The sequence below is a fragment of the Paenibacillus sp. FSL E2-0177 genome (genome assembly GCF_037992975.1).
Taxonomy (GTDB): domain Bacteria; phylum Bacillota; class Bacilli; order Paenibacillales; family Paenibacillaceae; genus Paenibacillus_AQ; species Paenibacillus_AQ odorifer.
In genome coordinates this window covers 5,508,318-5,534,380 of the sequence record NZ_CP150307.1, presented here as the reverse complement: position 1 = coordinate 5,534,380, position 26,063 = coordinate 5,508,318, and the positions used below count along the sequence as shown (strand labels likewise).

At 44.8% G+C, this 26,063-nt stretch carries 17 protein-coding genes, 8 tRNA genes and 3 rRNA genes; 23 read left to right on the top strand and 5 right to left on the bottom strand.

Annotation, left to right across the window (positions count from 1 at the left end):
- The first annotated feature begins 65 nt into the window (after positions 1–65).
- The 21 genes from MHI25_RS24735 to MHI25_RS24635 all read left to right on the top strand — a co-directional run bounded on the left by MHI25_RS24735 (position 66) and on the right by MHI25_RS24635 (position 17,908).
- The gene (locus MHI25_RS24735; protein ID WP_038573029.1) at positions 66–503 is read left to right on the top strand and encodes an ACT domain-containing protein; all 438 of its coding nucleotides are present in this window, start codon (positions 66–68) and stop codon (positions 501–503) included.
- Positions 504–536: 33 nt separating this feature from the next.
- The gene (locus tag MHI25_RS24730) at positions 537–1,823 is read left to right on the top strand and encodes a homoserine dehydrogenase (protein WP_036685184.1); all 1,287 of its coding nucleotides are present in this window, start codon (positions 537–539) and stop codon (positions 1,821–1,823) included.
- A gap of 59 nt (positions 1,824–1,882) precedes the next feature.
- The gene (gene thrB, locus MHI25_RS24725) at positions 1,883–2,860 is read left to right on the top strand and encodes a homoserine kinase (protein WP_038573028.1); all 978 of its coding nucleotides are present in this window, start codon (positions 1,883–1,885) and stop codon (positions 2,858–2,860) included.
- Entirely contained in the window at positions 2,857–3,744 is an 888-nt protein-coding gene (pheA, locus tag MHI25_RS24720) for a prephenate dehydratase (RefSeq protein ID WP_340394526.1), read from the top strand. Before thrB ends, pheA begins: the two co-directional genes overlap by 4 nt.
- A gap of 4 nt (positions 3,745–3,748) precedes the next feature.
- Entirely contained in the window at positions 3,749–4,630 is an 882-nt protein-coding gene (gene ilvE / locus MHI25_RS24715; RefSeq protein WP_036685189.1) for a branched-chain-amino-acid transaminase, read from the top strand.
- 304 nt (positions 4,631–4,934) lie between these two features.
- Positions 4,935–6,674 carry a LysM peptidoglycan-binding domain-containing protein gene (locus tag MHI25_RS24710; protein WP_340394525.1) on the top strand — a complete coding sequence of 580 codons (1,740 nt, stop codon included), beginning with the start codon at positions 4,935–4,937 and terminating at the stop codon, positions 6,672–6,674.
- Between the two features lie 452 nt (positions 6,675–7,126).
- Positions 7,127–8,684 (top strand): 16S ribosomal RNA (locus MHI25_RS24705).
- Between the two features lie 233 nt (positions 8,685–8,917).
- Positions 8,918–11,844 (top strand): 23S ribosomal RNA (locus MHI25_RS24700).
- A gap of 214 nt (positions 11,845–12,058) precedes the next feature.
- Positions 12,059–12,175: ribosomal RNA gene (gene rrf / locus MHI25_RS24695) — 5S ribosomal RNA — on the top strand.
- Together the 16S, 23S and 5S rRNA genes form the textbook arrangement of a ribosomal RNA operon.
- Positions 12,176–12,362: 187 nt before the next feature.
- Complete coding sequence (locus tag MHI25_RS24690; protein ID WP_340394524.1) at positions 12,363–12,554, top strand: hypothetical protein; 192 nt, start codon at positions 12,363–12,365, stop codon at positions 12,552–12,554.
- Positions 12,555–12,641: 87 nt separating this feature from the next.
- A tRNA-Glu gene (locus MHI25_RS24685) sits at positions 12,642–12,716 on the top strand.
- Positions 12,717–12,805: 89 nt separating this feature from the next.
- A tRNA-Val gene (locus MHI25_RS24680) sits at positions 12,806–12,881 on the top strand.
- Positions 12,882–12,970: 89 nt separating this feature from the next.
- Positions 12,971–13,047 (top strand) — tRNA-Met (locus MHI25_RS24675).
- Between the two features lie 25 nt (positions 13,048–13,072).
- Positions 13,073–13,150, top strand: a tRNA-Asp gene (locus tag MHI25_RS24670).
- Positions 13,151–13,164: 14 nt separating this feature from the next.
- Positions 13,165–13,237, top strand: a tRNA-Lys gene (locus tag MHI25_RS24665).
- Positions 13,238–13,273: 36 nt separating this feature from the next.
- A tRNA-Gly gene (locus tag MHI25_RS24660) sits at positions 13,274–13,348 on the top strand.
- 10 nt (positions 13,349–13,358) lie between these two features.
- Positions 13,359–13,435, top strand: a tRNA-Arg gene (locus tag MHI25_RS24655).
- Between the two features lie 19 nt (positions 13,436–13,454).
- Positions 13,455–13,536, top strand: a tRNA-Leu gene (locus tag MHI25_RS24650).
- A 346-nt stretch (positions 13,537–13,882) separates the two neighbouring features.
- Positions 13,883–15,868 carry an AraC family transcriptional regulator gene (locus tag MHI25_RS24645; RefSeq protein WP_340394523.1) on the top strand — a complete coding sequence of 662 codons (1,986 nt, stop codon included), beginning with the start codon at positions 13,883–13,885 and terminating at the stop codon, positions 15,866–15,868.
- Positions 15,855–16,904, top strand: coding sequence for an iron ABC transporter permease (locus MHI25_RS24640; RefSeq protein WP_080742574.1), 1,050 nt, complete (start codon positions 15,855–15,857; stop codon positions 16,902–16,904). Before MHI25_RS24645 ends, MHI25_RS24640 begins: the two co-directional genes overlap by 14 nt.
- Complete coding sequence (locus MHI25_RS24635) at positions 16,901–17,908, top strand: iron ABC transporter permease (RefSeq protein WP_076130413.1); 1,008 nt, start codon at positions 16,901–16,903, stop codon at positions 17,906–17,908. Before MHI25_RS24640 ends, MHI25_RS24635 begins: the two co-directional genes overlap by 4 nt.
- A 276-nt stretch (positions 17,909–18,184) precedes the next feature.
- On the opposite strand, the gene MHI25_RS24630 is transcribed toward MHI25_RS24635, so the two are convergent.
- Positions 18,185–19,465, bottom strand: a complete 1,281-nt coding sequence (locus MHI25_RS24630) for a GHKL domain-containing protein (RefSeq protein WP_340394522.1) — start codon at positions 19,463–19,465, stop codon at positions 18,185–18,187.
- Positions 19,458–20,195 carry a LytTR family DNA-binding domain-containing protein gene (locus tag MHI25_RS24625; RefSeq protein WP_076193193.1) on the bottom strand — a complete coding sequence of 246 codons (738 nt, stop codon included), beginning with the start codon at positions 20,193–20,195 and terminating at the stop codon, positions 19,458–19,460. The genes MHI25_RS24630 and MHI25_RS24625 overlap by 8 nt, the downstream gene beginning before the upstream one ends.
- Before the next feature lie 156 nt (positions 20,196–20,351).
- On the opposite strand from MHI25_RS24625, the gene MHI25_RS24620 reads away from it, so the two are divergent.
- Together MHI25_RS24620 and MHI25_RS24615 are read left to right on the top strand one after the other, a co-directional pair.
- The gene (locus MHI25_RS24620; protein WP_312148451.1) at positions 20,352–21,293 is read left to right on the top strand and encodes an ABC transporter ATP-binding protein; all 942 of its coding nucleotides are present in this window, start codon (positions 20,352–20,354) and stop codon (positions 21,291–21,293) included.
- Positions 21,290–22,072: a hypothetical protein gene (locus MHI25_RS24615; protein WP_340394521.1), complete on the top strand. Its 783-nt coding sequence runs from the start codon at positions 21,290–21,292 to the stop codon at positions 22,070–22,072. The genes MHI25_RS24620 and MHI25_RS24615 overlap by 4 nt, the downstream gene beginning before the upstream one ends.
- Positions 22,073–22,282: 210 nt before the next feature.
- Here MHI25_RS24615 and MHI25_RS24610 read toward each other — a convergent pair whose 3' ends face one another.
- From MHI25_RS24610 to MHI25_RS24600, 3 genes are all read right to left on the bottom strand, one after another.
- Entirely contained in the window at positions 22,283–23,203 is a 921-nt protein-coding gene (locus tag MHI25_RS24610; protein ID WP_036687494.1) for an aldo/keto reductase, read from the bottom strand.
- 162 nt (positions 23,204–23,365) lie between these two features.
- On the bottom strand, positions 23,366–24,556 hold the full coding sequence (fabV, locus tag MHI25_RS24605; RefSeq protein WP_340394520.1) for an enoyl-ACP reductase FabV: 1,191 nt from the start codon (positions 24,554–24,556) through the stop codon (positions 23,366–23,368).
- Positions 24,557–25,077: 521 nt separating this feature from the next.
- Positions 25,078–26,013, bottom strand: coding sequence for an aldo/keto reductase (locus MHI25_RS24600; RefSeq protein WP_340394519.1), 936 nt, complete (start codon positions 26,011–26,013; stop codon positions 25,078–25,080).
- Between the last annotated feature and the right edge of the window lie 50 nt (positions 26,014–26,063).

The window sequence follows — 26,063 nt, the reverse complement described above, 5'->3', positions numbered from 1 at the left end:
TTACAAGCCTTTTCCGATATAATGTCCACTAAGAAAACACAAAAGTCTTTGAGGTGAGGACGTTCGTGAGAGAACGCTATTATTTGGTCCGGGAGGACATATTGCCTGATGCTGTACTTAAGACTATGCAGGTTAAACAATTGCTTGAGGCCGGGGATGCGAAGACCGTAAATGAAGGTGTAGAGCAGGTGGGATTAAGCCGAAGCGCTTTTTATAAATACAAGGATGGAATTCACTTGATCCATCAGCTCGAACGAGAGCGGATCGTTACGATTTCCATGGATTTGGAGCACGAATCTGGAATGCTTTCCAAGGTACTAGGCTCTGTAGCGGGACATGGGGCTAATGTGTTGACGATTCACCAGAGTATTCCGCTGCAAGGGCGGGCAAATGTGGTGATCTCCGTAGAAATTTCACACTTAAATGAGGAACTCGGAGAGATGCTGGATAGTCTGAAAGAGATTCCAGGAGTGAAGCGTGCTTTAATCGTTGGACAGGGATAGGAACTATATTCGTAAACTTTTAGGAGGAGACAGATGAAGCCGGTTAAAGTGGGGTTGCTGGGCCTGGGAACAGTAGGCACAGGTGTAGTTCGTATCGTGGAAGGGAATCAAGAGGATTTAAGCAGCCAGGTAGGCTCTTCAATTGTCATTGAACGTATAGCTGTGAATAATTCTAATAAACCACGCGAAATCGAGGTTGATCCTGCTAAAATAACGACAGATCCATGGGATGTGATTCGTGATCCTGAAATTGATGTCATCGTTGAAGTTATGGGGGGAATCGCGGGAACCAAAGAATATATTCTTGAAGCTTTGGAACGCGGTAAACATGTCGTAACTGCGAACAAGGATTTGATGGCGCTGCACGGCTCGGAGATTCTTGCTAAGGCGCAGGAGAAGCAATGTGATGTCTTTTATGAGGCTAGCGTAGCAGGAGGCATTCCGATTATCCGCACACTTATCGAGGGCTTTTCCTCAGATAAGATTATGAAGATTATAGGTATCGTGAATGGAACGACTAATTACATACTAACCAAAATGAGCCAAGAAGGCGCATCCTATAATGATGTGTTAAAAGAAGCGCAGGATCTGGGATACGCAGAGTCTGATCCAACCTCGGATGTGGAAGGCCTGGACGCTGCCCGCAAAATGGCGATTCTCGGAACCTTAGGTTTCCGTACTAACGTGGAGCTGCATGATGTAAGTGTGAGTGGGATTTCTCAGGTGAGTAAGGCGGATATCGCCTTTGCGAAACGTCTCGGATATGAAATTAAGCTGTTAGGCATCGCTGAACGTCAGGATGAAGAATTCAGCATCAGTGTTCAGCCAACCTTGATTCGGGCTAGTCATCCCTTGGCTTCTGTCAATGGCGTGTTCAACGCAGTTTACGTATACGGGGAAGCAGTGGGAGAGACCATGTTCTACGGTGCGGGTGCGGGCGCAATGCCAACTGCAACCTCAGTGGTAGCTGATTTGGTAGCTGTCATTAAGAACCTTAAACTAGGTGTGAATGGATTGAAGCAAAAAGTACCTTACAAGCAGAAAAAGCTTAAGAGTGATGAAGCTATTTTTTATAAAAATTTTTTGCTTCTGCATGTTGATGATAAAGCAGGGGTATTGGCTAAGATTACTCAAGTGTTTGCCGAATATGATGTAAGTTTGGATTCAGTAGTTCAGCAAGCCAATCCCAATAATCCTGATGCGGAGATCATTATTGTCACTCATAACGCTAGTAAAGCAAGCATGAACAAAGTGCTGCGCCATTTCGAGGAGCTGAAAGTCATCCGCCGGATTAAGAGCCATTATCGTGTGGAAGGTTAACCAAGCCACTGAACTAATACTTTCATATTTCAAAACATAGTAAGGAGATTGTACCTGTTATGAGTATTTACGGAAGAGCTAGGGTTAAAGTGCCTGCTAGTACTGCCAATCTTGGTCCGGGCTTCGATACTCTGGGTATGGCTTTGCCGCTATATGCCTGGATTGAGATGGAGGAAGCAGAGGAGACTGTTTTTCATCTATATGGTGATGAGATGAATGGAGTGGCTCAGGATAAGAGTAATTTACTCTATAAGGTCGCTCAAATGGTATTTGCAGAGGCAGGCGTTACGGTGCCTGAATTATCGATATCCATGTACTCGGAGATTCCGCTTACGCGTGGACTCGGCAGCAGTGCCTCAGCTATTATTGGCGGAATGGCCGCAGCGAACACAATGATTGGCTCTCCGCTGGATAATGCTAAGCTGTTTGATATGGCTACCCAGCTTGAGAAACATCCCGATAATGTGGGTGCCTCCTTGTTTGGCGGCATTATTACTGCCGTGTGGGATGGTGAACATGCGGATTATGTTCGGCTAGAACCACCACAAAATCTTGAGGTGCTGGTGGTTATTCCTGAATTCGAACTGGAAACCACAAAAGCGCGGGGATTGCTTCCAACAGAAATCTCAGTTAGTGATGCTGTGTACAACATTAGCAGAACCTCTCTATTGACGGCTTCGCTGGCATCAGGCCGGCTTGACCTGCTTAGCAGAGCGATGCAGGATCGCCTGCATCAGCCGTATCGTGCACCGCTTATACCGGGCATGGAGAAGCTGCTCGCAGAAGCTCCTGAACACGGTGCTTTAGGGATCGCACTTAGCGGTGCTGGACCGACTCTGCTATGTTTAGTGGATCGCCAAGAGACCCGTAAGAGTGAGCTTGAGGCCTTCTTGAAGAATACGATGCAGGAACATGGCATTTCCGCTCGGACCTGCTGGTTAACACCTTGTGCTTCTGGAGTTACTACAGAGCTGCTCGAAATAAACGAGATGCAAAACGTATCATTTTTGGATATGATAAAAGGAGTACGGTCATGAAACCAATAGCGGTATTGCCGCAGGGCTCGGTATCCCACGAAGCGCTGCTGCATTTGTTTAACGGTGAACCTGTAAAGCTTGTGCATCACAAGTTAATTTCCGATGTATTTCTCTCTACGGCGAATGGTACCACCGATTACAGCGTGATTCCGATTGAAAATACCATTGAAGGCTCAGTTAGTCTTCACATCGATTGGCTCATCAATGAAGTGGATCTGCCAATGCAGACGGAATGGATTTTTCCATCGATACAGAATCTTATCGGTAACCCAAGGGAATTCACAGATACAGACGGCAACAAGGATTTCACCAAGATGGTAAAAATCCTTTCGCACCCCGTAGCAATGGCGCAATGCATGCAATTTGTTCGTAAGCATGCCCCTTGGGCTGAACTGGAGTCGGTCGGAAGTACCTCTGAAGCTGTGGAAATCGTCAAAAACAATCCCGGCAAGGGCTGGGCTGCTATCGGTACCGCTCTTGGCGCCGCTACTCATGGGCTGGAGATTGTAGATCGGCAAATTACAGATCACAACAACAACTACACACGGTTTGTCCTGGTTGGTCCACAGAAGATAGATCTTCCGCGGAGCAGCACAGGAGTAAAGACGAGTGTTCTAGTAACGCTGCCAGAGGATTTTCCAGGTGCCTTGCATCAGGTGCTTGCTGCTTTTTCCTGGCGGAAACTGAATTTATCGCGTATTGAATCACGACCAACGAAGAAGAAGCTGGGTACTTATTATTTTTATATTGATGTGCTGGAACCGATAGAATCTGTTCTGCTGCCAGGGGCTATTGAAGAAATTAGTGCTTTAGGCTGTCAGGTAAGGATTCTGGGCTCGTATCCCACATACACCTATGAGGAAGAGAAAGCGGAGGTGCAGTAAATTCATGGCTGAGCAATGGATCTATTTGGATGGACAACACGTAACGAAGGAAAATGCAAAGGTATCCGTTTTTGATCACGGTTTTTTGTATGGAGACGGCATTTTTGAAGGTATCCGTATCTATAACGGCAATATATTTAAATGTAAAGAGCATTTGGACAGACTGTATGATTCGGCAAAATCGATCATGCTGGACATTCCGCTAACGTATGATGAGATGCTGGAAGCTATGGCTGAAACGATTCGTCTTAACGACATGCGGAATGGCTATATTCGACTGATCGTGTCCCGGGGACCAGGGAACTTAGGTCTTGATCCGCGTCGTTGTCCAAAAGCTAGTGTAATTATTATCGTTGAGCAACTGGCTATTTACCCAGAACAAGCGTATTTGAACGGACTTCGTGCAGTTTCTGTGTCCCAACGCCGTAATATTCCGGATGCACTCAATCCAAAGATCAAATCGCTTAATTACCTAAACAATATCCTAGTAAAAATCCAATCCAACTTGGCAGAAGCCGACGAAGCCATCATGATGAACGCTCAAGGTTATGTTACTGAGGGATCGGGCGATAACATTTTCATCATCAAAAATGGTGTAGTTTTCACTCCTCCATGTTACTTGGGAGCCCTTGAAGGAATTACCCGTCTGGCGATCATTGAGCTCTGTGAGAAATTAGGTATTAAACTGAAAGAAGAACCGTTCACAATGCATGATGTTTATATAGCGGACGAGGTGTTCTTCACTGGCACAGCTGCTGAGGTTATTGCAGCACGTGAAATTGACGGCCGGATCATTGGTGAAGGACAAGCGGGTCCAATCACTTTGAAGCTGCTCGAAGAGTTCCGTAATGTGGTTGATAAAGATGGCTATAAGGTTTGGGAATAAAGACTAATCATACAACGTAAATAGCATTGAATACGCATCAGAAGTCCTTTTATGCATACATGCAGAAGAAAACGGGAGTCTCCGGTTAATCTTTTCATGGATCATGAAAGGATTTTTTTTATTTCGGGGATGTCATTCGCCCATGGGCTGCATAAGATGTAGTAACGAAGGAGGCGGCTGTACCGCATATAACTTTGTAAGAGAGCAATGTTCCATGAAAAGGGTGTTTGCTTTCGAAGTCAGTTTTGCTGTGTAGCTGTAAAGAAAGCAATACTCCACAAAACTTTTAGGAGGTTAATGCTACGTGAAAATACACATTGTCAAACAAGGCGATAGTTTGTATGCCTTATCGCAAAAGTACGGAGTGCCGTTACAAAAAATTATTGAAGCAAACCCGCAGATCAGTAATCCGAATGTGTTAGCGGTTGGAGACAAAGTAAAAATACCTACGGCCCCTGTATCCGTACCGGAGAACAGTGAAGTTTACTACAAGCACACCGTTAAACAAGGAGATACCTTGTGGAAATTATCTAAAGCCTGGGGAATTCCTTTAAAGGATATGGTTGAGGCCAATCCCCAACTAAAGAATCCAAATGTACTTATGCTAGGGGAAGTAGTTAATATTCCTAAAAAAGTATCCAATACCTCACCGACACAGCCTGGGTATACACCGTCTAACGCGTCAGAGAAAACGCAGGTGGGTGGCAAGGAATATACAGGTCCTAAAGAACAGCCTGCTGCTGAGGTAGTGCCTGCACCTAAACCAGAAACTAAACCAGAAGTAAAACCAGAAGTAAAACCAGAGACCAAGCCAGAAGCTAAACCTGCACCTAAACCAGTGACAAATATCTCACCTGAATCCAATTCTGCACCACACCCATCGCTAAACATCGCCCCTATTAATACACAAAATATTGCACCCAATCCTGCGCCTAATATGCAAATGGAAGTTGCACCAGTGCAAGAAATTGAAATGCAGAGTTTATTTGTTCAGATTACGGTTCCAAATCAAGAACCGATTGCTCAACAAGAAGCACCTAAAGCTGAGAAGAAAGCAGACAATGATTGCTCATGGGATAATTCCAACGGATACCCGGGCCTGGGAGGAAATCCTTATCTCTATGATTCATATCAAAATAGCCCTAATATGAACATGAACTGGGCACCAAGTTATGTTCAGCCAATGGCTTATGCACCAGAATGTATTTCACCATGTTATTTTTCGGGCAATATGTATTCTAATATGAGTCCAGAACAATGGAATCCCAATGCCGCGCCAAACATAAGCCCAGAACAATGGAATCCAAATGCCGCACCAAACATAAGCCCAGAGCAATGGAATCCCAATGCAGCGCCTAACGTGAGCCCAGAACAATGGAATCCCAATGCCGCGCCAAACATAAGCCCAGAGCAATGGAATCCCAATGCTGCCCCTAATATGAGTCCAGGACAGTGGAATCCGATGGAGGCTAATGTTGCTGGCATGAATGTTGGCGGGGATTTCTCCCCGTATGCTGTTCCTCAATATGGAGGACAGACGCCGAACCTTCCTTGGCCAACTTGTGGGTGCGGAGGCGTGCATATTCAACCAGTGCAAACTTATTCATATGACATGCCTGTATATAACACCTATCCTGAATATGGGAATCCAAACGCTTTTTCCGCATATGGAGCAGGAATGCCTAATCAGGGAATGGTACCTACTTCTACGCTTGGAGCATTTGGTGGACCGGATAACTCTAATATTCCATCTAATCCGCAGTATCCAGGGATAGGTAATTATTCGCAGCATAATCGGGTGCCGGAAATTCAAGAACCTGAAGCGTTCGTGCAGGAATCTCCCGAAACGGCTAGAACAGAGACTGATGAGTCAACTTCTAACGCTTCTCTCAAGAATAAGGGGAATGTAGCAAAGGAAACAGCAACAGGCAAAAAAGCAAAGACCTCAGGTCAACCTAGTAGCAAGAAAAGCAAAACTGCTACGAAATCTCAAGGTTCAGCAGCGAGTACTAAAAAACGTAGAAATCCTTGGATTTCAAACTAATAAATTTATATATTAAGCCGTTGTTTGACTTACGTGTAGATTCTGTATCCTTAGAATCTACACGTTTTTTTATAGGTAAATAGGGATAAAAGATGTTAAATAAAGTGGGGCAAAAGCACTTATTTATAAAATATAAATTTTTAAGTGTTGTTTTTATATAGGGATATATGGTACATTATAAATCCAGTCGCAAAGAGGAACTATAAAGCTTTCGGTTGGTGAATGTTAATCTGAATTAGATTGCAAAGAACTTTGAAAAAAAAGTTGCAATAAATCATAAAGCATGATATATTATAAGAGTTGCTGCTGAGACATTAAACGGCGCCAACGAGAACTTGATCTTTGAAAACTGAACAACGAGTGAGTGGGAAATCACGTAAGTGAAATCCAAAATTAGAGAATTAATTTTCTCGTCAGATGTTTCAAAATGAGCATATCGCTCTTTTCAATACTAATTGGAGAGTTTGATCCTGGCTCAGGACGAACGCTGGCGGCGTGCCTAATACATGCAAGTCGAGCGGAGTCATTTTGAAAGCTTGCTTTCAAAATGACTTAGCGGCGGACGGGTGAGTAACACGTAGGCAACCTGCCCTTCAGACTGGGATAACTACCGGAAACGGTAGCTAATACCGGATAATTTCTTTTTTCTCCTGAGAGAAGAATGAAAGACGGAGCAATCTGTCACTGAGGGATGGGCCTGCGGCGCATTAGCTAGTTGGTGGGGTAACGGCCCACCAAGGCGACGATGCGTAGCCGACCTGAGAGGGTGAACGGCCACACTGGGACTGAGACACGGCCCAGACTCCTACGGGAGGCAGCAGTAGGGAATCTTCCGCAATGGGCGAAAGCCTGACGGAGCAACGCCGCGTGAGTGATGAAGGTTTTCGGATCGTAAAGCTCTGTTGCCAGGGAAGAACGTCCGGTAGAGTAACTGCTACCGGAGTGACGGTACCTGAGAAGAAAGCCCCGGCTAACTACGTGCCAGCAGCCGCGGTAATACGTAGGGGGCAAGCGTTGTCCGGAATTATTGGGCGTAAAGCGCGCGCAGGCGGCTATTTAAGTCTGGTGTTTAAACCTTGGGCTCAACCTGAGGTCGCACTGGAAACTGGGTGGCTTGAGTACAGAAGAGGAAAGTGGAATTCCACGTGTAGCGGTGAAATGCGTAGATATGTGGAGGAACACCAGTGGCGAAGGCGACTTTCTGGGCTGTAACTGACGCTGAGGCGCGAAAGCGTGGGGAGCAAACAGGATTAGATACCCTGGTAGTCCACGCCGTAAACGATGAGTGCTAGGTGTTAGGGGTTTCGATACCCTTGGTGCCGAAGTTAACACAGTAAGCACTCCGCCTGGGGAGTACGGTCGCAAGACTGAAACTCAAAGGAATTGACGGGGACCCGCACAAGCAGTGGAGTATGTGGTTTAATTCGAAGCAACGCGAAGAACCTTACCAGGTCTTGACATCCCTCTGAATCCACTAGAGATAGTGGCGGCCTTCGGGACAGAGGAGACAGGTGGTGCATGGTTGTCGTCAGCTCGTGTCGTGAGATGTTGGGTTAAGTCCCGCAACGAGCGCAACCCTTAACTTTAGTTGCCAGCAGGTAATGCTGGGCACTCTAGAGTGACTGCCGGTGACAAACCGGAGGAAGGTGGGGATGACGTCAAATCATCATGCCCCTTATGACCTGGGCTACACACGTACTACAATGGCCGGTACAACGGGAAGCGAAGCCGCGAGGTGGAGCCAATCCCATCAAAGCCGGTCTCAGTTCGGATTGCAGGCTGCAACTCGCCTGCATGAAGTCGGAATTGCTAGTAATCGCGGATCAGCATGCCGCGGTGAATACGTTCCCGGGTCTTGTACACACCGCCCGTCACACCACGAGAGTTTACAACACCCGAAGTCGGTGGGGTAACCCGCAAGGGAGCCAGCCGCCGAAGGTGGGGTAGATGATTGGGGTGAAGTCGTAACAAGGTAGCCGTATCGGAAGGTGCGGCTGGATCACCTCCTTTCTATGGAGAATCGTTCTCTGCAATGAGAACATTCAAATCGGAAGTTTAACTTCCACAATCTCAGGTTTAGGCCTGTTACTCACTCGTTGCTCAGTTTTGAGAGTTTAAGCTCTCAAGTAAGACTTGATCCTTGAAAACTGGATACCGAAACGAATTTGCGTTTTAGAACATCTTTTAGCAACTTGTGCAAACAAGTAAATGTTATTAGTGAGATTTTTCTTCGGAAGAATCAAGGTTAAGCTAATAAGAGCACACGGAGGATGCCTAGGCGCCAGGAGCCGACGAAGGACGTGGCGAACAACGAAACTGCCTCGGGGAGCTGTAAGCAAGCTTTGATCCGGGGGTGTCCGAATGGGGAAACCCAGCTGTGGTAATTCGCAGTTACTCATTTCTGAATACATAGGAAATGTAGAGGCAGACCAGGGGAACTGAAACATCTAAGTACCCTGAGGAAGAGAAAACAATAGTGATTCCGTCAGTAGCGGCGAGCGAACGCGGAACAGCCTAAACCTAAGAGCTTGCTCTTAGGGGTTGTGGGACGTCTCACATGGAGTTACAAAGGAATATGGTAGGTGAAGAGGTCTGGAAAGGCCCGCGATAGAGGTAAAAGCCCTGTAGCCTAAACTGTATTCTCTCCGAGACGGATCCCGAGTAGTGCGGGGCACGTGAAACCCCGTATGAATCCAGCAGGACCATCTGCTAAGGCTAAATACTACCTGGCGACCGATAGTGAAACAGTACCGTGAGGGAAAGGTGAAAAGCACCCCGGAAGGGGAGTGAAATAGAACCTGAAACCGTGTGCTTACAAAAAGTCAGAGCCCTATTAATGGGTGATGGCGTGCCTTTTGTAGAATGAACCGGCGAGTTACGTTTAACATGCAAGGTTAAGCCGAGAAGGTGGAGCCGCAGCGAAAGCGAGTCTGAATAGGGCGAATTAGTATGTGGACGTAGACCCGAAACCGTGTGATCTACCCCTGTCCAGGGTGAAGGTGCGGTAACACGCACTGGAGGCCCGAACCCACGTACGTTGAAAAGTGCGGGGATGAGGTGGGGGTAGCGGAGAAATTCCAATCGAACTCGGAGATAGCTGGTTCTCCCCGAAATAGCTTTAGGGCTAGCCTCGGTATAAGAGTAGTGGAGGTAGAGCACTGATTGGGTGCGGGGTCCGCAAGGATTACCAAGCTCAGTCAAACTCCGAATGCCATATACTTATTGCCGGGAGTCAGACAGTGAGTGCTAAGATCCATTGTCAAAAGGGAAACAGCCCAGACCATCAGCTAAGGTCCCCAAGTGTGTGTTAAGTGGGAAAGGATGTGGAGTTGCACAGACAACCAGGATGTTGGCTTAGAAGCAGCCACCATTGAAAGAGTGCGTAATAGCTCACTGGTCGAGTGACTCTGCGCCGAAAATGTAACGGGGCTAAACACACCACCGAAGCTATGGCTAGATACGTATGTATCTGGGGTAGGGGAGCGTTGTGTAGGGGTTGAAGGTGTACTGAAAAGAGCGCTGGACACTACACAAGTGAGAATGCCGGTATGAGTAACGAAAAGATCAGTGAGAATCTGATCCGCCGAAAGCCCAAGGTTTCCTGAGGAAGGCTCGTCCGCTCAGGGTAAGTCGGGACCTAAGGCGAGGCCGAAAGGCGTAGTCGAAGGACAACAGTTTGAAATTACTGTACCACCGTAATCCGCTATGAGCGATGGGGTGACGCAGGAGGGTAGTGACGCGGACTGATGGATGTCCGTCTAAGCAGTGAGGCTGATGTGTAGGCAAATCCGCACATCGATAAGGCTGGGCTGTGATGGGGAGCGAAAATTATAGTAGCGAAGGTCATGATCTCACACTGCCAAGAAAAGCCTCTAGCCAGGAGAAGGTGCCCGTACCGCAAACCGACACAGGTAGGCGAGAAGAGAATTCTAAGGCGCGCGGAAGAACTCTCGTTAAGGAACTCGGCAAAATGACCCCGTAACTTCGGGAGAAGGGGTGCCCCGGTAGTGTGAATAGCACGAGGGGGCCGCAGTGAAAAGGCCCAAGCGACTGTTTAGCAAAAACACAGGTCTGTGCGAAGCCGCAAGGCGAAGTATACGGGCTGACGCCTGCCCGGTGCTGGAAGGTTAAGGGGAGTGGTTAGGGGTAACCCGAAGCTATGAACCGAAGCCCCAGTAAACGGCGGCCGTAACTATAACGGTCCTAAGGTAGCGAAATTCCTTGTCAGGTAAATTCTGACCCGCACGAATGGCGTAACGACTTGGGCGCTGTCTCAACGAGAGATCCGGTGAAATTTTAATACCTGTGAAGATGCAGGTTACCCGCGACAAGACGGAAAGACCCCATGGAGCTTTACTGCAGCTTGATATTGAATTTGGGTACGATCTGTACAGGATAGGTGGGAGCCGTAGAAATCGGAGCGCAAGCTTCGGTGGAGGCGCCGTTGGGATACCACCCTGATCGTATCTAGGTTCTAACCTAGTACCCTTACCGGGTACGGGGACCGTGTCAGGCGGGCAGTTTGACTGGGGCGGTCGCCTCCTAAAGAGTAACGGAGGCGTTCCAAGGTTCCCTCAGAATGGTTGGAAATCATTCGCAGAGTGCAAAGGCATAAGGGAGCTTGACTGCGAGACCTACAAGTCGAGCAGGGACGAAAGTCGGACTTAGTGATCCGGTGGTACCGCATGGAAGGGCCATCGCTCAACGGATAAAAGCTACCCTGGGGATAACAGGCTTATCTCCCCCAAGAGTCCACATCGACGGGGAGGTTTGGCACCTCGATGTCGGCTCATCGCATCCTGGGGCTGAAGTAGGTCCCAAGGGTTGGGCTGTTCGCCCATTAAAGCGGTACGCGAGCTGGGTTCAGAACGTCGTGAGACAGTTCGGTCCCTATCTGTCGTGGGCGCAGGAAATTTGAGAGGAGCTGTCCTTAGTACGAGAGGACCGGGATGGACGTACCGCTGGTGCACCAGTTGTTCCGCCAGGAGCATGGCTGGGTAGCTACGTACGGACGGGATAAGCGCTGAAAGCATCTAAGCGTGAAGCCCCCCTCAAGATGAGATTTCCCAATTAGTAAGACCCCTTGAAGACGACGAGGTAGATAGGTTGGAGGTGGAAGTGCAGCAATGCATGGAGCTGACCAATACTAATCGGTCGAGGGCTTATCCTAAAAATACCCCAAAAAGTGAAGAAGAAGCTGCGAAGCTAATTCCGAATACTTTCCGGGGGCCCCGTAAGAAGGGCAAACGCAAATTCGTTTCGGATTCAGTTTTCAGGAATCAAGCTCAGATTTATATAGTCCAAGTGACTGTGTGATGATGAATTTGTTTTCAGCATTTGGCGATGCTGAGACCTGAATAATGCATTTGTACCGCAAATGCCCGTTTGGTGGCGATAGCGGAGGGGTTCCACGCGTACCCATCCCGAACACGACCGTTAAGCCCTCCAGCGCCGATGGTACTTGGACCGAAGGGTCCTGGGAGAGTAGGACGTTGCCAAGCACGCAAGACTACTGTTGAGTAATCGACAGTGGTCTTTTTGTTGTACGATGTTTAGCAGTTTATTATAAGGATAGGCAATCACTGTGAAGTGGTTTTTGAATGAAAATTAGTTCATGGAGGCAAATGATCATGATTATATGGATAAATGGTGCTTTATCATTTTAGTTTGCGTGACTCCCGAGAGACCTTGCTTAAGAGATTAAGCGTTAGAGGTGAAGGAAAAGACCCTTGGGCTGCTCAGCAGATCGACAGGTGGATCAGAGGGCTTGATCACGAGGTATTTAAGCAGCATCTAGACACGAATGATAGAACTATAGGTGAAATCGTTGAGATAATAGCTCAAAAGCTTCATATCAATCTATTACCTAGTGAAGATTAAAAAGAAAAATAATTAGTTTAGGTATTGCCATACTTAATAATACATGATATAATCTTTTTTGTTGTCAAAACAATTTGTTTTAAAAACGGCCCGTTGGTCAAGGGGTTAAGACACCTCCCTTTCACGGAGGTAACATGGGTTCGAATCCCATACGGGTCACCATTTCTTCTTGAAACAGCATTAGACTTCTAGAAAAAATGGTTGCATTACAGATTTGATTATGTTATGATAATTAAGTTGCTTCTTTACATGGAGGCTTAGCTCAGCTGGGAGAGCATCTGCCTTACAAGCAGAGGGTCGGGGGTTCGATCCCCTCAGCCTCCACCATAACACATCCCCAAAAGTGAAGTTAATGCTTCACTAAGGATTCCGGATACTTTCCGAGGAATCCAAGGGAATTAATACTTTTTTACTGACGCGGGGTGGAGCAGCCCGGTAGCTCGTCGGGCTCATAACCCGAAGGTCGCAGGTTCAAATCCTGCCCCCGCAACCAATTTTCATTAAGCAATTATTCTTCTGGAACCGTGGTGTAGTTGGCCTAACATGCCTGCCTGTCACGCAGGAGACCGCGGGTTCGAATCCCGTCGGTTCCGCCATTTTCTTGCTTTATGAGCCATTAGCTCAGTTGGTAGAGCACCTGACTTTTAATCAGGGTGTCGAAGGTTCGAGTCCTTCATGGCTCACTTCTTTAGTGAGTCGGACATCAATACATACCGTGTGCGGACGTGGCTCAGCGGTAGAGCATCGCCTTGCCAAGGCGAGGGTCGCGGGTTCGATTCCCGTCGTCCGCTCCATATAAATTTTGCGCCCTTAGCTCAGCTGGATAGAGCGTTTGACTACGAATCAAAAGGCCGGGAGTTCGAATCTCTCAGGGCGCGCCATATTTTAACTTAATACTTTGCCGGTGTGGCGGAATGGCAGACGCGCTCGACTCAAAATCGAGAGGGAAACCGTGGAGGTTCGAGTCCTCTCACCGGTACCAACTAAATCAACTCAAAGTTCATTAGATACTATATCTGATGAACTTTTTTGTTTGTTTTTTTACAATTCCGTTCATGCCTGTGCCGGAAAACTTTTGATACATCCTTCAAGTGTGAATAAGAAATTGTACTTAGTTGTACTGAGGAAGATTAATGTAAGCGGATATGTGAATGAGATAGAGGCATTCCTGAGGAAGCTCCACTTCGAAAGCTATAAGCAATCATGATACTAAACAGCGATTGACAAAATAGAGGAACTACCTAATACTAATTGATAATCATTATCATTTATTGTGAAATATAATTAATTCAAATAGATTGTGGAGCAGATCGGAGTGTATTGCAAAGATGAAGCTGGAAGATCATATTTTCGCATGGAATTATGCCGCTGTTAAAGTACTTGATATTCGACATGCTGTGATGAAGCCTGGGGACAAGCTGCAAGGCTATGTATTACCAGCATGTGGATTTATCTACTGTGTGCGGGGTACGGCCAGCTTGAATCTCAACGGCATAGATTACGACGCAGACCGTCACTTTATTGTGCATGGTGGCAAGGGCATGAGACTAAGTATAGAGACAGGGAGGTTGTTTGAATACTATTTATTATTCTATAGAGCCTCCTTGCCAGGAAGAAAGGATTTAGCAAGACTTTTAGAACGCAGCAATCCATTTCGGATGCAGTATAGCTTCGAGTCTTTGGAGCCTTTACCACTGCACTATCAACTAATGGCAATGGAACAACTTTGGGCACAAGGAAGCCAATTGGAAAGAATTCAAGTTAAAGGCTTGTTCTATCAGTTTATACATGAATTATTAAAGCAGTTTACAAAGGATGGAATTAACCTCAGGCAACCGGATGTCATTGGGCAGGTTGTCCGTTATATTGAGGAGCATTATCGTCATAATTTATCACTAGAATCTATAGCGGAGCAATTTAATTATAGCCCTCGTCATTTATCAACCCGCTTTAAAGGGGAGACAGGGTTTAGCTTGATTGAATATTTGATACGATTCCGGCTTAAACATGCAGAAGAGCTATTACGATGTACCGATGCTCCACTTCGCGATATTGCAGAAGAAGTTGGATATAACGATGTATATTACTTCAGTCGCATGTTCAGTAAATACAATGGTCAATCTCCCATCCGGTTCCGCAAGGAAAGCAGGCAGGTGAGCTCATCGGACAATCGTCCATTTACCACCGCCAAATTCTCCATTGGCGAGCACATATCCTCCCGATATAATGTTATTGAGTATGATAATCATTATCATTACTATTATCAAAATGAAATAACCGGAGGGTCTTCACTTATGAGATTAACAAAGACGTCAAGTTTTATTGTAGCAATGCTGCTTAGCTTTACCTTGCTTTTAAGTGCATGTGGATCTGCAAGTGTTGGTTCTAATGCCACAAATTCTAATGGATCCAAAGCTTCTGAAGTTACATCATCACCAGCAAATAATTCAACTGCAGCTGACAATGCCAATAAGGAGGCTCAGACAAGAACTATCTCTACAATAAAGGGAGATATTGTTGTTCCAGCTAATCCAAAGAGGGTTGTCGTGTTATACCTTCAAGGGGATCTTGTGGCCCTCGGCATTAAGCCAGTAGGGACTTCGAGTGTCTTTGAAGGAGCGGCCTTTGCAGAAGAGCTGGGGGGGATTGAAGATCTAGGTTCATGGTATGAGCCTAATCCAGAGGCTATTATGGCAGTAAAGCCGGACTTGATCATAGCTGCTTCTGAAGAAACTTATGAAATCCTTAAGGATATTGCACCGACCGTTCCAATTCCTTATGAAAAAATGGCGACGGATGAACGTGTAATGAAGATTGGCGAGGTATTTGGCAAGGAGCAGGAGGCACAAGCTCTATTAGATAATTTCCACGAGAAGTTGGAGAAGAGCAAGCAGCAGCTTGATGAACTTGGAATTTTGGATAAGACAGTAACCATTATCGAAGGCGGCAAAAAAGAGATGGCGGTGATCGATAGCAAGCTTTATGGAAGGGGCTCTCAGATCATTTATGAATATTTAGGGCTAAAAGCACCAGAGATTCTTCAGAAAAAGATTGATGGCAGAGAGAAGGCTACTGGAGGGTTTGTTTCCTTAGAGGTGTTACCTGAGTATATAGGAGACTTCGTGTTCCGCTCTGTATGGGATGGGGCTGATGATTTGTCGGACAATCCAATTTGGAACAGCATTCCAGCAATTAAAGAAGGTAGATTGATCGAAATTGGGTTTGATTTTTCATATTATTCCGATATCTACTCTCTTGATAAGCAGCTAGATTTTGTAGTTGAGAAGCTAGTGTCAGCGTATGAAAAAAAATAGAAAGCTAGATGATAGAACAACCGTTATCCCTGATTTAAGAGGGAAATCGTATTTCGGTCTGTTTCTACTCCTAGGGATACTGCTGCTGCTACTTTCAGTAGCAGCTTCTATCTCATTTGGCTCTGCTTCCATGAGCCTGAAAATGGCATGGACAGCGATTTTTAATTTTGATCCTGAACTGACCGAACATCAGATTATTCATGCCCTTCGAATTCCGCGTACAGCAGCTGATATTATTGCAGGTATGTGTCTCGCGGTAGCAGGAGCGGTTATGCAGGGCTATACGCGAAATCCCTTAGCAGATTCCGGATTAATGGGAGTAAATGCAGGAGCAGCTCTTGCAATGGCCGTTACACTGGTTTTTCTTCCAGGGCAACTGCAGACAACAACCTTGCTGGTTAGCTTTATTGGCGCAGGACTTGGAGCAGGATTAACGTATCTTGCCGCTTCATTGAATCGTTCAGGAATGACACCTCAACGACTGGTGCTAGCTGGAATATCAATTACAATGCTATTTGGAGCTGTGGGGTCATTTATCTCATTAAACTATGGAATTGGTCGTGCCCTTGCTTATTGGACTTCGGGTAGTGTGGCTGGAGCAACATGGGTGGAAATTAGGCTAGTTATACCTTGGTTCTTAGGTGGACTGGCTTTGTCACTATTCATTGCACGCTCTATCACTGTTTTAAACTTGGGGGAAGAGATTGCGAAAGGCTTCGGGCAACGGATCGTTCTCGTTAAGATGATAGCTACGCTTGCGGTCCTTTTACTAGCGGGTGTAGCTGTTGCACTTGTAGGGCCAATCGGCTTTGTAGGGTTGATTATTCCGCATATTATGCGTTTTTTTGTAGGGGTAGATTATCGTTATATTATTCCGGCATCAGCCATTTACGGCGGCGCACTTATGGTTGTAGCGGATATCGCAGGAAGGCTGATTAATCGTCCGGCAGAGACAGCACTGGGCATTATTTTTGCAATGATTGGTGTTCCTTTCTTCTTGCTAATTGCGAGCAAAGAGAGGAGAGCCTTCAAATGAATGTTGTTAAATCGCATAAGGCTACAATATGGATTCTATCTCTTTTAATACTGCTTATTGCAGGAGCTATTCTTAGTCTTAATATGGGAAAGGTGTCCCTCAATCCACTTGAAGTATTTCAAGTATTGCTTGGACAAGGTCCAGAGGAGCATAATCTCGTTGTTTATAAGTTTCGTCTTCCTCGGATCGTATTAGCGATACTTGTTGGATTTGGGATGGCACTGGCAGGTGCAGTTATGCAGGCTTTGCTGCGCAATGATCTGGCTGATCCCGGCATGCTTGGTATTAGCTCAGGTTCAGGTCTTATGGTGTTGCTGATTATCTCAACGGTAAGCATTCAAGGCGCCGCTATAACATTATTACTGCCGTCTATGGCATTCTTAGGTGGTCTGCTGGCAGCAGCTCTGATCTATGTTCTAGCCTATAGAAAACGTCGTATGATTTCTTCTACACGACTTGTCTTGACTGGTGTTGCGATCAATATGGGGTTTAGTGCGCTGTCGCTATTCCTGACCTTAAAGCTTGATGACCAGAAGTATGAGTTTGCGCAGCGTTGGCAAGCAGGATATTTATGGGGGGACAAGTGGTCTTATATCAGCTTGTTGGCACCTTGGGTATTGCTGCTATTCGTATATATTCTTTTTAATTTCAGGACATTGAACGTCTTGGTGCTAGGCAACCAAATTTCGATAGGATTAGGAGTCGCTGTAAAGAAGAAATTTTTGCGCTTGGCGATTGCGGCTGTAGGCATAGCTTCTGGCTGTGTAGCGCTCGGGGGCTCGATCTTCTTTATTGGATTGATTAGTCCGCATGTGGCTCGCAAGCTGGTAGGTCACGACTACAAAGTGCTTCTACCTACTTCAGCGCTTATTGGTGCGCTATTGCTGCTTGTAGCGGATACGATTGCTCGAACGGTCAGCTTTAAGTCAGATATTCCCGCAGGAATTATTGTAACAATGCTGAGTGTGCCTTACTTCCTATATCTATTGATGCGTTCAAAATAAATATCGATAGGTTCGAGCCTCTCACCGTATACTAAAAAGGTCTATAAGATTGCTTAATAAGCGATTTTATAGACCTTTTTCATTTTCAGAGCTTATTAAATTCCAGAAAAGTTTGATAAATATAAAAAAAATCCCCTTTCTCCTATCTTTAATAGAAAGGAAGGACTGTTCCCTATCTCGTTAATTGATCAAGATACCGGTGTGGCAGGAACTATATATCTTACCAGTAAAGATGAAGGAATCACTTGGGTTTATGATGAAGCTTATGATAAGCTTCTAAATCCTTTTTTTACAGGGGACCATAAAAAGAACAATTTCGACTTGAAATAGATTATTGTTATATGAAATATCTACTAAACCATTACTATCCTCTACGACCTTCTGGATACTTTTCAAGCCTATACCATGAACGGATTTATTAGTTTTTGTGGAGCAGATGTCGCCAAAACGATTCGTATGAATTTCATTCACATAAGGATTCTGAATCCGGATGAACAAGCTTTCATTAAGATAATGCATATGTATGGTTATATAGCACTCTTCATTTCTTTTATCGCAACAAGCTTCAATGGCATTGTCCAGTGCATTTCCTAAAATCACACTGATAACTGTGGTGTCGAGCGTCAGCTGTGCAGGGATGTTCAAGTCTAACTTGAAGGGGATCTGATGCTTCTCAGCGACCTGCTGCTTGTAGTTGATAATGGAATCAATAATCGTATTCCCGCTATTGCTGACGCCTATTGGATTGTCTATTTGCCCCAGTAAGTTGTCCAACTCATTTAGATTGGCAGCTTCACCGGATTGTACCTTTGCGCGTAAACCTATGAGAATATTTTTAATATCATGCTGGAACTTAAAAGATTCTTCCTGTACTTCTTTTGTCAAAAGATATTGATTTACATAGTAAGCATTTTGTTGCTCAAGTAAATAACTTTGGTTCAGCGCAGATTGGATAACTAACATACGGTCACATAAGATAAATATCAATAAATTTATAATGAGTAGTCCTGTGGACAGGATTGGAACAAGGGTAGGGAAGGACTGCATATAAAGGCTGGATGCGAAGATGTAGATCCCTAGTGTGCTTATAGAAGGGCAAATAAATAATAGAACCCAATACCATTTAGATAACCCGCCATTTCCAAAGGCTTTAGCTACGCGCACGGATACAAAAGCTAATATAAACATCAGCAGCTTGGAAAGAAACTGGTTCAGAATATATCCCTTTGTCGAGTAAAATAGGGGTAGTGATAACTCACTAAGCGTAATAAGCGCAACCAGAAAAAGAGCGGCAACGATCCGCCATTTGATATTTCCATTGTAAAAAAAAGATAAGAGAGCAATCAGGCCAATATTGAGTGTGAGTAGGATTGAGCCTGGCAGTGAGCTATAGTGCAGAAAGACAATACAGAGGAAATATAGGGAGTACACGATAACAAGATTGGCTTTGGTGGTAAGTCGGCTAACGAAACAATGGCTGTAGAAGTAATGAATGATGATAGGTAAAAGTGGAAGCGTTACTAGATAGAATAACTCCTCCAGAAAGATATTATCCAACAAGACTCCCCCTGAATTTCAGATATTTTTTCTTAAAATCGGCACTATATTTTGCACTAATGGGTAAGGCTTCGCCATTAAGGAGAATTACTCCCTGGTTGCTGATTTCTTTAATAAAGTAAAAGTTAACGATGTAGGATTGATGGATTCGGACAAAATCGCTCACAGGAAGCTTCTGCTCTTCCTCGTTTAGTGTACTGTAGTAGTCGAGTTGATCGTTGCAGGAATAAAGAATAATTCTCCGCCGGTTGCTTTCCAGATAGATGATATTTCGATAGGGGATTAGAATTTCTTTTCCTTTTTGCTGTAGTGATAAGAAGTTTTTTTTGCCTTGCTGCAGCTTGCGAATTACTTTTTCAATCGTAGAAATCAGTTTTTGCTTAAATATCTCTGAATCGATAGGTTTCTTTATAAATCCCGAGGGCTGAACATCGAAGAGTTGCAGATGATATTCATCATGACTAGAGACATAGATAAGCTGCACTAGATCATTTTCATCATTTCCCCGCAGTACATACCCAGCTTTTATTCCATCCATATCCGCCATTTCAATGTCCATAAAAATAATATCAAACGCGCAGGCCTCTTGAATGGCCTTAGTGAAGCTTTCTCCGGAATAAAAGATCGACACCTCTATTTTCCTTGTGAAATTCCTTTGAGTCTCCAGAATAAGTCTCTCTATTAATTCAGTAGTGGGAAAGTCATCATCACAGACAGCAATACGTATCACTTTATCATTCCTTTCGACAAGAATTGTCCAAAATATCCGGGAATTTGTCGACCATATAAGTCACATTATACAAATCCTTCTTAATAATTACATTAACTAACTTGATTGTTACAGTTTGAATGTAGTGTTCATGACAACATGTTAGGATGTGGAAAAGTGAAAAGAGGAGTGTTTGATTTGACTCAAACGATCTTTGAGGCCAGAGGTTTAAGCAAACAATACGGAGAGTCTTTTGCGCTTCAGGATGTCTATATGACGATTGGGGCAGGAGATATTTATGGGTTTGTTGGCGAAAATGGGGCAGGTAAAACTACATTAATGAAAATAATAGGCGGATTGGTACATCCGACACATGGCGAAATCTCTCTTTTTGAAAAAAAGGACAAAAAAGCTGTTCACGAGGCGAGGCGAAAGGTTGGATTTCTAATTGAAAGGCCAGCGCTTTATCCTAATCTAAATGCGAAGCAAAATCTTACGTTTTATTGCCGTGCGTTTGGGATTAAGGATAAGAGCAGAATTGCGGAAGTATTGCAGGCAGTTTCTCTGGCAGATGCCGGTTCTAAGCTAACCTCAGAATACTCCCTTGGGATGAAACAACGTTTAGGTCTGGCTATTGCTCTACTTAACGATCCCAAATTTCTGGTATTGGACGAGCCTATTAATGGTCTTGATCCGTCAGGCATTGTAGAAGTGCGAAAGATCCTGGAGAAGCTATCTAAAGAACAAGGAGTGACTATACTAATCTCCAGTCATATTTTAAGTGAGTTGCAGCTACTAGCGACCCAATACGGTTTTATTCATAAAGGAAGGTTAATCAAAGAAGCTTCTGCGGAGGAACTCTTGCATACGGCGGAAACTAAGATCTGTATTCGAACGGCTGATCCCGCAGCGACGCTTCAGATTTTGAAAAGTGAACTCCAACTAGAAACCATTACGATCAGCGAAGCTGGAGAAATTCAAATTCCTAAAGAGAGTACAAATCTGGAAGAGCTGATGTCTTTTTTTCTACAGCGGGGCATCCATATTGAAGGGATTAACCTGTCGGCTCCAAATCTTGAGAACTATTATATGGATCTAATTGCTGGAGGTAACGAATGAGTAATTTTCTTAAGGCTGAAGCTTATTATGTAACCAAGGATCCCATGTTCAAGGGGATAAGTCTTCTTTTGCTGTTTGGAAGTGCCTTATTACTGGTTTGGATGGGGGTACAAGTAGGATTTGATATAGATGGTCCTTTAGAGCCTTTAATCACTAGCATTCAGTTATCTTTTTTTCTGTATTTTATCATCCCGATTTACGTTTGTTTTTTTGCTACCGAGGGATTTGAGTATGGGTCGGTTCAAACCATTATCGCTTCGGGTCAGAGCAGGTCATTATATTTACTGGGAAAATATCTGACCGAATTAAAAGTTGTATTATGGTGGGTAATTCAATTTTTTGGTCTTTTTTATGTATTGTATATGCTGGCAGCGCTTGTTACGGGTTCCCATATCGGAAATGAAAGCTTAGAGGGGAAGTTTATCGTTGCTATGGGGGCTATTGGATTCAATATTTTGTATCTCGCAGCTTATTCCGCTGTCGTGCTGTTGTTAGGAGTATTGATGAAAAAATCGGCTACCGCTGTTATTGCCACGTTTGTTTTTGTATTTGGCGATTTTCTGCTCAGTGGTTATCTGAAAGACTCTTCGTATGTATATCTGAGAGTGATTTCTAAAAATACGCTAACGACGCAAATTTTTAAATTCTCTGCTGTAAATTCACATGAAATATATACCCTAAACGAGGGTGTTCGTATGATCCTAATCCCTGTTGTAATCATAGGAGTTTGTTTGAGCGTAGCCTTAATTTCTTTTGAAAAGAGAGATGTGCATCTATAGAGAGGAAGGATGTATTATGAAAAAGGATAACAAAAGAATCACTATGATCTTAAGTATTTCGGTAGTAGTTATTATTTTTTGTGTTCTTTTTGTGAGTATACGAATATCTTGACGCTGTCTATCTAGTTTTACTAGAACGTGAGGATTGAATCGCTCTCTGGTAAAAAAGCCACGGCGTACGTTAATAACGTACCTCGTGGCTTTAGGTGTTTATGGAAGGACATTGCCGGCAGCACGGTAGATTTCATACCATTCTTGCCGAGTGAGAGTAATATCGGAAGCTTTGGCAATATCACGCAAGCGCTGCGTATTAGTTGTGCCAACGACAGGCTGCATATTTGCCGGATGTCTGAGAATCCATGCGATGGCAATCGCTGTATTGGTTACGTCTTTTTCAGCTGCTAAGCGGTTAATGACCTCGTTCAATTCAGGGAACTTATCGTTATCTAAGAATACGCCTTCAAAGAAGCCATATTGGAAAGGCGACCAAGGCTGAATGGTCATGTCATGCAGGCGACTGTACTCCAAAATCCCGCCATCATGAACAACTGAACCGGAGTTAGTCATATTCACATTGAAACCTGTATCAATCATGCCAGTGACCATAATGCTCAATTGCAGCTGGTTGAACAGCAGCGGTTGCTTTACATTTTTCTTAAGCAGCTCGATTTGCAACGGGTTCTGGTTGCTGACACCAAAGTGTTTGACTATACCTTTGCTTTCCAGAATATCAAAAGCCTCAGCGACTTCTTCTGGCTCGAACAGCGTATCAGGCCGGTGAAGCAGTAGGACGTCGATATAGTCTGTTTTCAAGCGCTTAAGGCTGCCTTCTACGGATTGCAGGATATGTTCCTTGGAGAAATCAAAAAAACCGTTGCGGATTCCGCATTTGGTTTGGATCATCATTTTATCACGCATACCCGGATTGTTCTCCAGTACACCTGCGAATACTTCCTCGGCTTTGCCAGCTGCGTAGATGTCGGCGTGGTCAAAAAAGTCTATTCCAAGCTCGAGGGCACTATGTACATGTGTATCTGCTTCTTTTGCAGATAAATCAGCAATCCGCATACAGCCAAGCGAAATTTGTGACACCTCAAGTGCGCCGTTTGCTACACTAATTTTTTTAACCAAAAGTGACTCACTCCTTCGAATGTTAGTAGAACATGCAGTATTCAATCAAACCATATCATAAAGAGGGGAGGTAAGCCAATGTCTATCTAAAAGAGAAAGAGGTTATCTCATCAGTAGAATTCACTACTTCAGAGACAACCTCATTTGTCTATAGATCAGTTATTAATACATATTTGGAATGTCGACATTAGGATCAATGTCAGCTTCGTAGTCTACACCCTCTGTTCTAAAACCAAACAGGTTAAAGAAATCTTGGCGGTAGCCTTCAAGATCAGCAAGCTCACCTGCATTGTCGGTTGTCAGCTCGTCCCAACGTTTCATAACCTCAGTCTGAACATCCTCACGCATTTCCCAGTCATCAATTCGGATCAAGCAGCCTCCGTCAGCAGTAGCTTCGCCCCCACTGTAAAGATGCTCAGAGAATAAACGGTACATTTGTTCAATACAGTTCTCGTGCAGCCCTTTTTCCTTCATTACTTCATACAATGCAGAGATATAAAGAGGGACTACAGGAATCGCGGAGCTGGATTGGGTTACCAGAGCTTTGTTCACGGAAACAAAAGCACGTCCACCTTGAGTGGACAGGCGATCATTCAGTTGGATCGCTGTTTGTTCCAGATCATGTTTGGCTTGACCAATCGTTCCGTCGCGATAGATAGGGTGAGTGATTTCAGGCCCGATGTAGGAGTAAGCAACGGTTGTAGCTCCATCGGCAAGCACGCCAGCTGCTTGAAGCTGATCGATCCACATTCTCCAGTCTTCGCCGCCCATAACTGCGATGGTCTGACGTACTTCCTCTTCTGAGGCAGGCTCAATAGTGGTCATGGAAACTTCACCTGTATGGAAGTTCAAGGTTTTGTTCGAATAAGCGGTTCCCACTGGTTTAATGACGGAGGAGAAGGTTTCTCCTGTTACCGGATGAGTGCGGCGTGGTGAAGCGACACTATAGACAACTAAATCAACTGAGCCATATTCAGCTTTAATCAATTCAATGGTCTTCTCTTTGATAGCATCGGAGAAGGCATCGCCAACTATGCTATGAGATTTAAGTCCAAGCTGCGCTGCTTGTTGTTCAAAAGCTGCGGAGTTGTACCAGCCAGCAGAAGCTGTACGTTGACCTTCAGCAGCTTTATCAAAGAAAACACCAATGGTGTTGGCGCCCGCACCAAAAGCGGCTGAAATTCTGGAAGCTAGTCCGTATCCGGTAGAAGCGCCAATGACTAGTACATTAGCAGGTCCCTCAATTTTCTTTTGTGCTTTTACATATTCAATTTGTTGTTGTATTTGTTTGGCGCATCCCTCTGGATGGGCTGTTGTACATATAAATCCGCGAGTTTTAGGTTGAATAATCATCAAGGAATTCCCCTTTTTATAAAAATTAAAGTCCAATGTTACTTCAGAGAAAGTATAGCAAACAATATTTACTAATACAAAGAATTTAGGATATTGGAGAAGAATGACTGCTCTCCACTACGATCGACTGCCATCCGCTGCCGCTTACGGACCCAGATGACGTTATATGCAAATTTATCGCCTTTTCAGCAGGGTTTCGGACCCCAGAGACGTTATTGCTTAGAAAAAGGTTCATATTAGGTGTATTTCGTGCCAATAGCGGCTATGAGGTCCGTTGGAATTCCAAATGTGCAATAAATGCTGCGTTAAGGGTCAACTGTGTCCGATAGGGGCCTTGTGCGGGGAGCTGTGATAGGTCGACCGAACGTACGAAGGAAATAAAACGAACGAATGACGAATCTTACGAATCGTGGCAATCGAACTATCTAACCCGAATCATCCGATGAACCAAAGCACAAAAGGGGCTGCCCCAGCAGCCATTTCGTGGCCATGGGACAACCCCTTAATCTAATGAGGCTAGATTACGCCTTAAATATGGAATCTATAGTTTTGATCTCTTCTGGTGTCAGCTGCACCTTCAGCGTCTCTAAGTTGGAAACGATCTGCTCAGGACGTTTGGCGCCCGGAATAAGCGCATCGATGGAAGGTACGGTCAAATACCAGGCAAGTACGACATGTGCGACTTCGACACCTTTGGCATTGGCAATCTGACGAACCTTGTCCACCTTCTCCAGATTCTTGGCAAAGGTCTCCCCTTGAAATAGCGGGTCATTTTTTCTAATGTCGCTGAATGTATCGCCTTGCTTATATTTGCCGCCCAGCAGACCCGACGCAAGTGGGAAATAGGGCACGAAAGAAATGCCATGCTCCTGCGTATAAGGCAGCAAATCTTGTTCCGCATCACGATGCAGCAGATTGTAGTGGGATTGAAGAACATCCACATGACCGTCTTTGTTGGCTTCTTTCAGCTGATCAATGGAGAAGTTAGACACCCCGATGGCTCTAATCTTCCCTTCATCCTTCAGCTTCTTAAGTTTACCTACAGCTTCGTCCTTAGGTGTGCTTTCATCAGGGAAATGAATATAGTAAAGATCAATATAATCGGTCTGGAGGCGTTTCAAGCTGTCTTCTACAGACTGTCTTAGAAAAGCTGGAGAGTTGTCGAGTGTAATCTTGTCACCGGTAATCACGTGAGCGCCTTTAGTAGCAATGACCACATTGTCGCGGCCGCCTCTTTCCTTCAGCACTTCGCCAATCAGTTCCTCGGATCTTCCTGGTCCATAAATAAAGGCGGAATCAATAAAATTAATCCCATGATCCAGAGCGCTGCGCACAATATTTCTGCCGGTTTCATCATTTAAACCCGGAAATAAATTATGCCCGCCAACAGCATTGGCACCCAGACCCAGCGGGAGAACCTGCAGATTGGTTTTTCCTAAAGTTATTTTATTAGCCATAATCAATAGTCAGCTCCTTAAAATATAATACGTACTATATTAAGTATAGA